The 13,016-nt window shown below is 63.6% G+C and carries 9 protein-coding genes; all 9 read left to right on the forward strand.

The window, feature by feature from the left end; all coding sequences use genetic code 11:
* The 9 genes from dnaA to ACP8ML_RS00045 all read left to right on the forward strand — a co-directional run bounded on the left by dnaA (position 1) and on the right by ACP8ML_RS00045 (position 12,846).
* Positions 1-1,509 (forward strand): chromosomal replication initiator protein DnaA, encoded by a 1,509-nt coding sequence (gene dnaA, locus ACP8ML_RS00005; RefSeq protein ID WP_117188319.1) that lies wholly within the window; start codon positions 1-3, stop codon positions 1,507-1,509.
* 564 nt (positions 1,510-2,073) lie between these two features.
* Positions 2,074-3,234 carry a DNA polymerase III subunit beta gene (gene dnaN / locus ACP8ML_RS00010; RefSeq protein ID WP_021108128.1) on the forward strand — a complete coding sequence of 387 codons (1,161 nt, stop codon included), beginning with the start codon at positions 2,074-2,076 and terminating at the stop codon, positions 3,232-3,234.
* A gap of 142 nt (positions 3,235-3,376) precedes the next feature.
* Complete coding sequence (locus ACP8ML_RS00015; protein WP_016666596.1) at positions 3,377-4,030, forward strand: DUF6226 family protein; 654 nt, start codon at positions 3,377-3,379, stop codon at positions 4,028-4,030.
* A 58-nt stretch (positions 4,031-4,088) separates the two neighbouring features.
* Entirely contained in the window at positions 4,089-5,273 is a 1,185-nt protein-coding gene (recF, locus tag ACP8ML_RS00020; protein ID WP_486702972.1) for a DNA replication/repair protein RecF, read from the forward strand.
* The gene (locus tag ACP8ML_RS00025) at positions 5,266-5,871 is read left to right on the forward strand and encodes a DciA family protein (protein WP_065672918.1); all 606 of its coding nucleotides are present in this window, start codon (positions 5,266-5,268) and stop codon (positions 5,869-5,871) included. Before recF ends, ACP8ML_RS00025 begins: the two co-directional genes overlap by 8 nt.
* A gap of 104 nt (positions 5,872-5,975) precedes the next feature.
* Positions 5,976-7,169, forward strand: coding sequence for a mannose-6-phosphate isomerase, class I (manA, locus tag ACP8ML_RS00030; protein WP_117188315.1), 1,194 nt, complete (start codon positions 5,976-5,978; stop codon positions 7,167-7,169).
* A gap of 268 nt (positions 7,170-7,437) precedes the next feature.
* The gene (gene gyrB, locus ACP8ML_RS00035) at positions 7,438-9,495 is read left to right on the forward strand and encodes a DNA topoisomerase (ATP-hydrolyzing) subunit B (RefSeq protein ID WP_171048519.1); all 2,058 of its coding nucleotides are present in this window, start codon (positions 7,438-7,440) and stop codon (positions 9,493-9,495) included.
* Positions 9,496-9,545: 50 nt separating this feature from the next.
* The gene (gyrA, locus tag ACP8ML_RS00040; RefSeq protein WP_117188312.1) at positions 9,546-12,221 is read left to right on the forward strand and encodes a DNA gyrase subunit A; all 2,676 of its coding nucleotides are present in this window, start codon (positions 9,546-9,548) and stop codon (positions 12,219-12,221) included.
* Positions 12,214-12,846 carry a DUF3566 domain-containing protein gene (locus ACP8ML_RS00045; protein WP_016666602.1) on the forward strand — a complete coding sequence of 211 codons (633 nt, stop codon included), beginning with the start codon at positions 12,214-12,216 and terminating at the stop codon, positions 12,844-12,846. The genes gyrA and ACP8ML_RS00045 overlap by 8 nt, the downstream gene beginning before the upstream one ends.
* The last annotated feature ends 170 nt before the right edge of the window (positions 12,847-13,016 follow it).

The raw sequence follows: 13,016 nt of genomic DNA on the forward strand, positions 1-13,016 counted from the left end.
ATGTCCGACACCCCGTTCGGCGACGCCGACCACCCCCGTCCCGCGCCGATCCATCCGGACGCCGTGCTACCCCCACCGATGAGTTCGCAGCCGGCTGACAGTGATCCCACCGAAGCACTCAACGCGGCCTGGGACGAAATCCTCAAGAAGGTCTCCAAACCCAACCGGGCGTGGTTGTCCAACACCACACCGGTGACGATGCACGGCTCGACCGTCATGATCGCCGTCCCCAACGAGTTCGCCCGTGAACGCGTCGAGTCCAAGATGCGGCATGAGCTCGAGGAACTCCTCTCCGACCAGTTCCACAAGGGCATCCATCTCGCCATCACCATCGACCCCGATCTGGAGTTGGCCCTCGGTGCCCCCGAACATGACGACGAGGAGGAAGAGGCTCCCGTCCCACCGGCCCAATTCGTTCCCAAGGTCACCGTCGGAGCGACTGAACCCTCCACCCAGCCGACCCCCAGTGTCGATGATGACGAGGGCATCCGGCTCAATCCCAAGTACACCTTCGACTCCTTCGTCATCGGCGCTTCCAACCGGTTCGCCCACGCGGCTGCCGTCGCCGTCGCCGAGGCTCCCGGCAAGTCGTACAACCCGCTGCTCGTCTATGGCGGCTCCGGACTGGGCAAGACCCACCTGCTGCACGCCATCGGTCGCTACGTGATGTCGTACTACGACAACGTCAAGGTGAAGTATGTCTCCACCGAGGAACTCACCAACGACTTCATCAACGCCATCGGCACCAACCGCACCAGGGAATTCCGTCGCTCCTACCGCGACGTTGACGTCCTGCTGGTCGACGACATCCAGTTCCTGGAGTCGAAGATCCAGACCCAGGAGGAGTTCTTCCACACCTTCAACACCCTCCACAACGCCCAGAAGCAAATCGTCATGACCTCCGATCGGCCGCCGAAACTGTTGGAGGCCCTCGAGCCCCGCCTGCGCAGCCGATTCGAGTGGGGTCTGTTGACCGACATTCAGCCTCCGGACCTGGAGACCCGAATCGCCATCCTGCGACGCAAGGTTGCGGCCGAGAAGATCGAGGTCGAGCCGGATGTGCTGGAGTTCATCGCCAGCCGCATCCAGACCAACATTCGTGAGCTCGAAGGCGCCCTCATCCGGGTGACGGCCTTCGCCAGCCTCAACCAACAGCCGGTGGACACCTCGCTGGCCGAGGTCGTCCTCAAGGACCTCATTCCGGAGGGACGAGAGACCCCGGTGACTCCCGAGCGAATCATCGCCGAGACGGCCAGCTACTTCGACATTTCCACTGACGACCTGCTGGGCACCTCGCGCGCCCAGACTCTCGTCACTGCTCGCCAGATCGCCATGTATCTGTGTCGTGAACTGACTGATCTCTCGCTGCCCAAGATCGGGGCTGAGTTCGGTGGCAAGGACCACACCACGGTGATGCACGCCGACCGCAAGATCCGCGCTCTCATGGGGGAGCAGCGTCAGATCTTCAACCAGGTCTCCGAGATCACCAACCGCATCAAGCAGTACTGAGCGGCTCTCCACAATTCTGGGCGCCTTCAGGACAGCCCCATCAGCCGTCCCTCCGGTCATGCTGCTGTCTGCCCATTCCCGGCCCGCAACCATCAGCGCAGAACCCATTCCCACCCCAGGCACCGTCGTTGACCCACGCGCGGACGCGTTCATCCCCATCCCCACACTCAGGTGTGGAAAACCAGTGGATAGTCGGGGGACAACCATGGGACAACGTCGGCCGTCCACAGGAACCCCTTCGACACACATCCGGTCCACGTCGTCATCCACATCACCAAATACTCTGTGACTACGGGTTTCAGGCATTATCCACAAGATCCACAGCGGTTATGACGATGAAGAAAGGACATACATCTCCATCTCTTAAAAATCTGTGGGTGTGGATTTGGGGACAAGGCCTCCTTCGCCGTTGCTCACCCGACGAGATCTACTGACGGAATTTTCCCCGACATCGCCGACCGCACCCTCAACGTTGGCGTCCCGTGGGTGCGATTCGTCCTGTGGCATGGATATGATCGACCTGCAAGCACCATGGGGTGCAAGACGCCAAGTCAAGGGGACGCAGTGAAAATCCGTCTGGAACGCGATGTCATGGCCGAAGCTGTCGCCTGGGCTGCCCGCAGCCTGCCGAACCGGCCGACAGTGCCGATCCTGGCTGGACTGTTCGTACGCGCCGAGGGTGACTCCGTCGTGATGTCTGCCTCCGACAACGAGACCAGCGCCCAGATCACCCTTCCCGCCCAGGTTAACGAGCCCGGCGAATCCCTGGTTTCCGGCAAGCTGCTGGCCGACATTGCGCGCAGCCTGCCCAACAAGCCGGTCCAGATCACCACGGATCCCGCCAAGATGGATCTGGTCTGTGGATCTGCCCGCTTCACCCTGCAGGCCCTGCCGGTCGACGAGTACCCCGATCTGCCGCAGATGCCGGCTGCCACCGGAACCGTTGAGGCCGATGTCTTCTCCCGGGCTGTCGCCCAGGTCGTCGTGGCCGCTGGACGTGACGAGTTGCTGCCGGTCTTCACCGGCGTGCGCGTCGAGATCAACGGCGAGGTCCTCTCCCTGCTGGCCACCGACCGTTACCGCATGGCCCTCAAGGAGATCACCTGGAATCCGGCCGCCACCGACGCCGAGGCCACCGCCCTGGTGCCAGCCAAGGTTATGAACGAGACCGCCCGCTCAATGACCTCCGGTGAGCACGTCACCGTGAACCTCTCCTCGGGCGAGAGCGGCGAGGGCCTGGTTGGCTTCGAGGGTGATGGTGCCAACGGTGTGCGCCGGATGACCACCCGTCTGCTGAGTGGAGAATTCCCCAAGGTTCGTCACCTCATGGACATCAAGGCCACCCGATCGGTGCGCGCTCGTACCGACGAGCTCATCAACTCGGTGCGTCGTGTCTCTCTGGTGGCCGAGCGCAACACCCCGCTGCGCATGGTCATCAATGACGATTCGGTCGCCCTGTCGGCCGCCACCGGTGACCAGGCCCAGGCCTCCGAGGCCATCGAGGCCATCGTTACCAATCACGTTGACGGAGAGCCCTCCATCACGGCGGCTGGATTCAACCCGCACTACCTGTCCGACGCCCTCGGTGCCTTGGACACCCCTTACGTCCACTTCTCCTTCACCGCTCCCGGCAAGCCCTGCCTGGTGACCGGACTCAATGATCTCGACGGCAAGCCGGAGACGGATTACCGCCACGTCATCATGCTCATGAGGCTTCCCTCCTGACCGATCCCACGACACTAATGGGCCTTGTCGACGGGCATGGTCCGACAAGGCTGACTCGTGGAGGTTCCATAGCACTCTGACTTGTGGACCAGGGGCATGGGGTGCTGGATCGTCCAGTCAGTGGGATTGCCACACTGTTGGCATGACAACCATCGCTGACGTCCAGACCGAGGTCGACCGCGTCTTCGATGCCCTCAACGCGCCTTCCTGGCCCGATCCCCACGCTGACAACCAGATAGCGGCCGAGGAGGAGTACAGCAGGGTTACCGATCCACAGCGGTATCGAGCTCTCGTGCTGCGTCTGCAAGCCTGGCAGCAGGCCCTTTCCACCCTGTGCGACGTCGACGTCGACACCATGGCCAAGGGGGAGGACCGGTTGCAGCAGCGTTGGTCAAGCCCGCACGGAAACACCCTGCCGCTGTATGTCTCCGTCGTCACCTTCGACCAGGTTCCCCTCGTCGGGCTATCCGTCACCTCCGACGCCGACCCCTTTGACATCGTCCCCGACTGTGCCTGTGATGCCTGTGACTCCGGGTCGCAAGACCTGTTGGCCGTTCTCGACGACGACATGACGGCCCTCGTCGATGGCAGTCTCGTCTTCATCGTCGCTCCCTCGGAGGCGGATCGATCGGCCTTCCGGCTGGTGGCCACCAGCCGACGCTGTGCGTTGGAGTGGGGAGGAGACGGTCCTGCGCCGTTGTCCGAACCGGAAGCCGTCGTCGATGCCATTCGCAGCGGTGATGATCCACTCCTGCCCGAGGGCTGCGTCGTCCTGCACGGCAGGCCATGGCTGTGAACAACGCGCTCCGGTAGCCTGGTTCGGACGGCCTGACAGCGGTCGGAGGGAGGTCCGGATGTTCGTCGAGCGTCTCGAACTGGTCGATTTCCGCTCCTACGTCCGCGCCGACGTCCCCATGACAGCGGGGGTGACGACCTTCATCGGTTTCAACGGTCAGGGGAAGACCAATCTCGTCGAGGCCGTGGAATACCTGTCCACCCTGTCGTCACACCGCGTCAACAATGACACCCCGCTGGTGAGGCTGGGAGCTCATCAGGCCGTGGTGCGCGGCCGAGTCCGTGCCGGGGCCGAGGATTCCCGCAGTCTGCTCCTCGAGGTCGAGATCAATCCGCGGCGTGCCAATCGGGCACGGATCAATCGCGCTCCACTGACTCGACCTCGCGAGATCCTCGGGGTGTTGCGAACCGTGGTGTTCTCGCCCAATGACCTTGTCATCGTCCGTGGTGATCCGTCAGATCGTCGCACCTTCCTCGACGGGCTGGTGATGACACGATGGCCGCGGATGGCCGGGGTGAAGTCGGACTATGAGCGCGTCCTCAAACAGCGCAATGCTCTGCTCAAGTCCCTGGCTGGGAGGGGACCGTCGGCGGGAGCCGAGATCGGCGCGACCATGGAGATCTGGGACGACGAGTTGGCCACCATCGGTGCCGAGCTCCTGTCAGCTCGCCTCGACACCTTGTCGGCTGTCATGCCACTGACCTCGGCCGCCTACCGTGAGATCGCCCCGGTCAATGACCTGGTGACCGCCTCGTACAAGTCGACCATCGACCTCGACGGACTGTGGTCACCTCCCCAGGAGGGCCAGATCCCCGAGCCCATCGACCGCAAGGAGCTGGCGAACCGATTCCTCGACGCCCTGGCGAAACGGCGAGCCGACGAGCTCATCCGTGGCGTCACCCTCGTCGGTCCACAACGTGACGACATCGTCCTGCACATCGGGGAAATGCCGGCCAAGGGGTATGCCTCCCATGGTGAATCGTGGTCATTGGCGCTGGCCTTGCGGCTGGGGTCCTTCCAGTTGCTGCGGGACGACGGCATCGAGCCTGTTCTCGTCCTCGACGACGTCTTCGCCGAACTTGACGCCACTCGACGTGGACGGCTGGCGTCCTCAGTCATCGAGGCTGATCAGGTCCTGGTGACGGCCGCAGTAGCCTCGGACGTTCCCGAGATCCTGCGCGGGGAGAGGTTCGACGTCGGTGGCGGCCAGGTGCTGCTCCATGAGGGGAGTGACGATGACTGACGGAGTTGATCCGCGCGACCCGGTCATCCCTTCCGACGAGGACCGTCGCCTGGCAGCCGATCATGACGACGAGGGGGTCGACGTCGCCCTGGCCATCGCTCGGGCTTCCCGTGGTGAACCGGCGGGAACCCCGCGTCGTGACGACGCCGGTGAGGTGTTGTTGCCACCACCTCGACGCTCCACGGTGAGGAGACGTCGTCGTTCTCCCAATCCCCCGACATGGTCTGGCCCGGGAAAGGATGCCCGCGACCCGATGGCCCTGGGGGATGCCTTCACCAACCTTGTGAAGTCCAAGGGATGGGGACGTCAGGTCAACCTGCACCTGGTCCTCTCACGCTGGCCAGAACTCGTCGGTCCGACCAATGCTGAGCACTCCCGTCCGGTCAAGTATCAGGGCACGGTCCTGACCGTCCGTACCGAGGCGACGGTGTGGGCGACCTCCTTGCGCACCATCGCGCCACAGCTGGTTGCCGAACTCAATCGTCGGCTGGGCGAGGGGACCGTCACCAGGGTCATCATCGAGGGCCCCACTGCTCCCAGTTGGAAACACGGTTCCAGGTCAGTGCCGGGTCGTGGACCGCGCGACACCTATGGCTGAGATCACTGACCCTTGAGGGCGTCGGCACTGAGCGAAGAACCCGCGAGAATATAGCTCACATGGGGTGATACCCGTAACGTTGTACTCGACCATGAGGAGGTCAGATGCAGCGTTTGGTCGGTGAGGTTCAGCACTACGACTGGGGATCGGATCAGGCAATCCCCGAGATTCTCGGCGAGCAGCCGAATGGACAGCCGTGGGCTGAGTACTGGCTGGGGGCTCACCCCAAGGCTTCGTCAGTTCTGGCCGGCGGCGTCACCTTGGATCAGTGGCTGGCTGACCACCCCGAGGAACTCGGGCGGGCCAGCCGTGACGCCTTTGGTGATCGCTTGCCCTTCCTGCTCAAGATCCTGTCGGCCTCCCATGCCCTGAGTATCCAGGCCCACCCGTCGCGTGAGCAGGCCGAGAGGGGATTCGCCGCTGAGAACGAGGCGGGAGTGGGCCTGGGTGATCCCACTCGCATCTTCCGTGACGACTGGCCGAAGCCCGAGATGATCGTCGCTCTCACGGATTTCGACGCTCTGTGTGGTTTCCGTGACCCGTCCTCCTCCCTGGTTCTGCTATCGGGACTGGGGAAGCTCGACGGACTGGATGAGGTGCTCGCGCCACTGGGCCAGGACGACGGACTGGCCAAGGTCGTCGCGACAGTGCTCTCGGGTGACGAGAAGGTCGTAACCGTCGTGGAAGGAGTCGTGGCAGCCTCTCGCACGTATCTTGAGGAGGGCACTGACGAGGCTGTTCGGGGCCTGGCGCGCACCGCCGTCGAGCTGTCCGAGGACCATCCCGGTGACCCGTCCATCCTCGTCGCCCTGCTCATGAACCGGGTGCGACTGGCACCTGGTCAGCAGATTCACCTAGGAGCCGGCACCATGCATGCCTACCTCGGTGGCACCGGTGTTGAGATCATGGCCAACTCCGACAACGTCCTGCGTGGTGGCCTGACGAGCAAGTACGTCGACGTCGATGCCCTGCTCGACCATGCCATCATGACTCCCGAGCCGTGCGTCGGTGAGTACGCGGTTCAGGTGTCCTCAGGAGTGGGCCTCTACCGCGCCGAGTTCCCGGAATTCCGGTTGTGGGCCCTGCAGGGACACGATGACACTCTCTCGCTTCCGGCTACCGACCTGGGTCGGATTCTCCTCGTCACGGAGGGACAGCTGGTTGCTCACTGCGGCGATGAAGACTGTGAACTGAATCGTGGTCAATCGGCATGGCTGCCGGCGGGCGAGGAGGTGACGGTGACTGGCCAGGGGCGTGGATTCCTGGCGGGCGCCGGGGTTGACGCTGATCGCTCCTGAGCTGACCGAGGTGTGAGAGGCGGTGTACCGCTGCTGACGCCGTGACCCCCATCCCGGACCCCGTGGTCGGGGATGGGGGTCGAATCGCTCACAGACCCTCTCAACGTCCGTCTCGCGGGTTCCGGTGTCCGGTACCGCGCAGGATTGCGGTAACATCGGAGCGTTGGGCTCTCCGTCGGCGCATGACATCCGACGGTGACGCCAACCCCGGAGGTCACCGTGACCTCTGCAGAGACACAGGAGCGCATTGCCCGTGAGCCAGCCCGAGATGCCCGAGTCCGTGACCGACGGGGACACCCCCGAGGACCTTCTCATCGACGCCACCGATCATCCTGACGTCCTCGACTCGGATCTTTCCCCGACGACCGTCGACGGATCCTATGACGCCGGTCAGATCACCGTCCTGGAAGGTCTGGAAGCCGTCCGGAAGCGTCCCGGTATGTACATCGGTTCCACCGGTGAGCGCGGTCTGCACCACTGCGTCTACGAGATCGTCGACAACTCGGTCGACGAGGCGATGGCCGGTTACTGCGACACCATTCAGGTCGAGCTGCTCGACGACAACTGGTGCCAGGTCACCGACAACGGACGTGGTATCCCGGTCAAGGAGCACCCCGTCGAGCACATCCCCACCGTCACCCTGGTGCTGACCAAGCTGCACGCCGGCGGCAAGTTCGGCAACGGCGGCTACAAGGTCTCCGGCGGTCTGCACGGCGTCGGTTCCTCGGTCGTCAACGCCCTGGCCTCCCACTTCATCGTCGAGGTGCGGCGGGACGGCTACCATTGGCGTCAGTCCTTCAGCCTGGGCGAGCCGGACGGCCCGTTGGAGCAGCTCGAGGCCCTTGGCCCTGACGAACACGAGGGCACCACGGTGCGCTTCCAGCCCTCCGACGAGATCTTCGACTCCATCGTCTTCGAATACGAGACCCTGTCGAACCGCTTCCGCGAGATGGCCTTCCTCAACAAGGGGCTGCGGATCATGCTGACTGACCGCCGTGAAGGTCATGTCGACGAGGACGGCAATCCCATCCACGAGGACTTCCTCTACAACGAGGGCCTCAAGGACTACGTCCGCTTCCTCACGGGTACCCGCGACGTCATCAACCCCACCATCATCTCCCTGGAGTCTCATCGTCCCGAAGAGGGCATGGGTCTGGAGATCGCGATGCAGTGGAACACCTCGTACACCACCAGCGTCCACACCTTCGCCAACGCCATCAACACCATCGAGGGTGGCGCCCACGAGGAGGGCTTCCGTGCCGCTCTCACCAACACCGTCAACCGGTGGGGCGAGACCTGGGGACTCATCAAGAAGCGTGAGGACCGCGTCTCCGGTGACGACATCCGCGAGGGACTGACCGCCGTCGTCTCCATCAAGCTCACCGAACCGCAGTTCGAGGGCCAGACGAAGACCAAGCTCGGTAACGCCGAGGCCAAGTCCTTCGTCCAGAAGGCTCTCAACGAGAAGCTCTCCGACTGGTTCGAGGAGAACCCCAACGAGGGCAAGAACATCGTCCGCAAGTCCCAGGCGGCCGCCCAGGCGCGTGTCGCGGCTCGCAAGGCCCGCGACCTGGCCCGTAACCGCAAGGGTTTGCTGGGCTCGACCTCCCTGCCGGGCAAGCTCAAGGACTGCTCCTCGACCAACCCGGAGGAGTGCGAGATCTTCATCGTGGAGGGTGACTCCGCCGGTGGCTCGGCCTCCCAGGGTCGCGACCCGCGGATCCAGGCGATCCTGCCGATGCGAGGCAAGATCCTCAACGTCGAGAAGGCCCGGCTCGACCGCGCGCTGAGCTCGGAGACCATCGAGTCGATCATTAACGCGCTGGGAACCGGCGTCCACGAGGACTTCGATCTGGATAAGTTGCGCTACCACAAGATCATCCTCATGGCTGACGCTGACGTCGACGGCGCGCACATCCGCACCCTGCTGCTGACCCTGCTGTTCCGGTTTATGCGCCCAGTCATCGACGCCGGTCACGTCTACCTGGCCCAGCCGCCGCTGTTCCGGCTGCGGTGGACGAACTCTCCCCACGAGTTGGCCTACTCCGACGAGGAGCGTGACCTGCTGCGTCAGGACGGTCTGGCCCATGGCAAGAAGCTGCCTCAGGTCAACCCGATCCAGCGCTACAAGGGTCTGGGCGAGATGGACGCCGAGGATCTGTGGGACACCACCATGGACCCCGACAAGCGTTTGCTGCTCCAGGTGACCCTCGAGGACGCCGCCCTGGCCGACCAGATGTTCTCCATCCTCATGGGTGAGGACGTCGAGCAGCGCCGGTCCTTCATCCAGCGCAATGCCAAGGACGTCCGCTTCCTCGACATCTGAGCACTCCCTCGAACCCTTCCCTCATCCACTGATCATTCAAAGGACACTCCATGGCTGACGATGAGAAGCCCGACGAGCAGAACCAGGCCGACCATCAAGGACTGGTGACCGGCCGCCACGTCGGGATCCAGCCGGTAGAGATTCGCGACGAGATCCAGAATGCCTACCTCGACTACGCGATGAGCGTCATCGTCGGGCGAGCACTGCCCGACGTGCGCGATGGCCTCAAGCCGGTGCACCGTCGCGTCATCTACGCGATGTACGACGGCGGCTACCGTCCCGACCGCGGCTGGAACAAGTGTTCCCGTGTCGTCGGCGACGTCATGGGCAAGTATCATCCGCACGGCGACTCGGCCATCTACGACACCTTGGTGCGTCTGGCCCAGCCGTGGGCCATGCGCCACAAGCTGGTCCAGGGTCAGGGCAACTTCGGTTCCCAGGGCAATGACGGCGCGGCCGCCATGCGATACACCGAGTGCAAGATGGCTCCGCTGGCCATGGAGATGGTCCGCGACATCGACCAGGACACCGTCGACTTCCAGCCGAACTACGACAACAAGGAGACCGAGCCGGTCGTCCTGCCCGCCCGGTTCCCCAACCTGCTCGTCAACGGTTCCTCGGGTATCGCGGTCGGTATGGCGACCAACATCCCGACCCACAACCTGTGTGAGATCAACGAGGCCGTGCAGTGGTCCCTGACCCACCCCGAGGCCTCCCAGGAGGAGCTACTCGAGGCGTGCATGGAGCGGATCAAGGGTCCTGACTTCCCCGGTGGCGCGCTCATCGTGGGCCGTCAGGGAATCGAGGACGCCTATCGGACCGGCCGTGGCTCGGTGACGATGCGTGCCGTCATCGACATGGAGGAGGACAAGAAGGGACGCCAGTGCCTGGTCGTCACCGAGTTGCCCTACATGTGCAACCCCGACAACCTCGCCACCAAGATCGCCGACCTGGTGAACTCCGGTCGCATCAACGGCATCGCCGACATTCGTGACGACTCCTCGGCCCGTACCGGTCAGCGTCTGGTCATCGTCCTCAAGAGGGATGCCCAGCCGCGCGTCGTCATGAACAACCTGTACAAGCACACCGCTCTGCAGGACACCTTCGGCTGCAACATGCTGGCCCTGGTGGACAACGTGCCGCGCACCCTGCGTCTGGATCAGTTCATCAGTTACTGGATCGATCATCAGATGGAGGTCATCCGCAGGCGTACCGAGTACCGTCTGGCCCAGGCCGAGAAGGACGCCCACATCCAGCGGGCCCTCGTCAAGGCCCTCGACATGCTCGACGAGGTCATCGCCCTCATCCGTCGCTCCCCGAACACCGAGGCCGCCAGCACCGGCCTGCAGGAGCTGCTCGACATCGACGAGATCCAGGCTCGCGCCATCCTCGACATGCAGCTGCGTCGTCTGGCCGCCTTGGAGCGTCAGAAGATCATCGACCGTCTCGAGGAACTCGAGCGTCTCATCGCCGGGTACAAGGCCATCCTGGCCAGCGAGGATCGTCAGCGCGAGATCATCTCGACCGAGCTCGCCGAGATCGTCGAGAAGTACGGTGACGAGCGTCGCACCCGCATCATCGCGGCTGACGGGGACTTCTCCGAGGAGGACTTCATCCCCGACGACGATGTCGTCGTCACCATCACCCGTGGTGGTTACGCTAAGCGCACTCGCACTGACCTCTACCGCGTGCAGAAGCGCGGTGGCAAGGGTGTTCGCGGTGCCAGCCTGCGTGCTGACGACGAGGTGGCCCAGCTGTTCACGACCACCAACCACCAGTGGATCCTTTTCTTCACGAACATGGGCCGTGTCTACCGCACCAAGGTGTGGCAGCTGCCGGAGGCCGGCCGTGACGCCAAGGGTGGTCACGTCGCCGGACTGCTGAGCTTCCTGCCCGATGAGAAGATCGCGCAGGTCATGACCCTGCGCTCCTACGAGGACGCCGAGTACCTGCTGCTGGCAACCCGTAGGGGCCTGGTCAAGAAGACTGCCCTCAAGGCCTACGACTCCTCCCGTCAGGCCGGCGTCATCGCCATCAACTTCCGTACCGAGGACGACGAGCTCATCGGTGCCGAGCAGTGCTCGGCCGAGGACGACGTCCTGCTCATCAGCCGCAAAGGTCAGGCGATCCGGTTCTCCGCCGGTGATGACCAGTTGCGGCCGATGGGTCGTGCCACCTCCGGCGTGACCGGCATGAAGTTCCGTGGTGACGACGAGCTGCTGTCGATGTCGATCATTCACTCCGACATGCCTGAGGACGACCGCTTCATCTTCACTGCGACCGACGGTGGCTACGCCAAGCGCACCGCCGTCTCGGAGTACCGTCAGCAGGGACGTGGTGGCCTTGGCATCAAGGCCATGGCCCTGAACGAGGAGCGTGGTTCCCTCGTCGGTGGCCTGGTGGTCAGCGAGGCTGACGAGATTATCGCCATCAAGACCTCGGGTCAGATCACACGGTCGGCCGTCTCTGAGGTTCCCGCCAAGGGACGCTCGACGATGGGGGTGAAGTTCGTCTCCGTGCACGGTGACGACGCCGTCTCGATCATCGCGGTGAATCCTGAGCACCAGGTCGAGGAGGACGTCGAGGAAAAGGCTGTGGAAACCGCCGAAGGTGGTGCCACGCAGACCGAATCCGGGGATGTGCTTCCGCAAGGCGATACTGTGGACGACGACCGTACCGTCGATACGGCGGAAAGCGACATGAAGCCGGAGGACAACGGTGAGTGACGAGAAGAAGGTGACGCATCCGGGTCCCGATGATCCAGAGGCGACGCACTGGACTGCCGGTGACGCTCGTCGTACCTTCCAGGAGACGGGCCGGCAGCGCCCCGATCCGCGTCAAGAGTCTGATCGCAAGCGGACGACGGCGTCGACCCCTGCGGTGAAGCGCGCCGACGCGAGAGCGACGAAGTGGGAGAAGGCGCCCAATCAGCCGGATTCCCGTCCCGCCCAGGCGCATCAGCCCGCCCGCGCTGCCAGGCGTACTCGTAAAGCCCGGTTGCGTCTGACGCGTGTTGACCCGTGGTCGGTCATGAAGACCTCCCTGCTCTTCGGTGTCGCCGGTGCCATCATCTTCTTCATCGCAACGTGGATCATCTGGGGCATCATCGGTGCTTCGGGTGCCTTCGACTCGATGAACAAGGTGGTCAACGACCTCATCAGCTCCCCGAGCTCGAACTCGAAGTTCCAGTTGTCCGATTACGTCAACACTGGCCGAGTGTTGGGTCTGACGGCCCTCATCGGTGCCATCAACGCGGTGCTGTTCACAGCCATCTCGACTCTGTTCAGCTTCCTGTACAACTTGGCTGCGGAGATCATGGGTGGTCTGGAGGTGACCCTCGCGGAGGACTGAGGGCCCTGAAAGCGTGGAGAACGTCCCCGGATGGTGCGCATCCGGGGACGTTTTGCGTTGTCAACCGAGTCGTCACATGCCAACCACACGGGTTTGACGAGGACCGCTGCCAATTCCCTTGACACCGGGTTCCTCGTTTGCTTTCATTTATGCCATACATCTGTGGAAAC

The sequence above is a fragment of the Cutibacterium sp. LaCa_255 genome (assembly GCF_057458005.1).

Excerpts from the sequence above, each read along its gene's own strand:
- gyrB (WP_171048519.1), top strand. The coding sequence starts at position 7,438 with ATGCCCGAGTCCGTGACCGACGGGGACACCCCCGAGGACCTTCTCATC.
- ACP8ML_RS00025 (WP_065672918.1), top strand. The coding sequence starts at position 5,266 with ATGACTGACGGAGTTGATCCGCGCGACCCGGTCATCCCTTCCGACGAG.
- gyrA (WP_117188312.1), top strand. The coding sequence starts at position 9,546 with ATGGCTGACGATGAGAAGCCCGACGAGCAGAACCAGGCCGACCATCAA.
- recF (WP_486702972.1), top strand. The coding sequence starts at position 4,089 with ATGTTCGTCGAGCGTCTCGAACTGGTCGATTTCCGCTCCTACGTCCGC.
- ACP8ML_RS00015 (WP_016666596.1), top strand. The coding sequence starts at position 3,377 with ATGACAACCATCGCTGACGTCCAGACCGAGGTCGACCGCGTCTTCGAT.
- dnaA (WP_117188319.1), top strand. The coding sequence starts at position 1 with ATGTCCGACACCCCGTTCGGCGACGCCGACCACCCCCGTCCCGCGCCG.
- manA (WP_117188315.1), top strand. The coding sequence starts at position 5,976 with ATGCAGCGTTTGGTCGGTGAGGTTCAGCACTACGACTGGGGATCGGAT.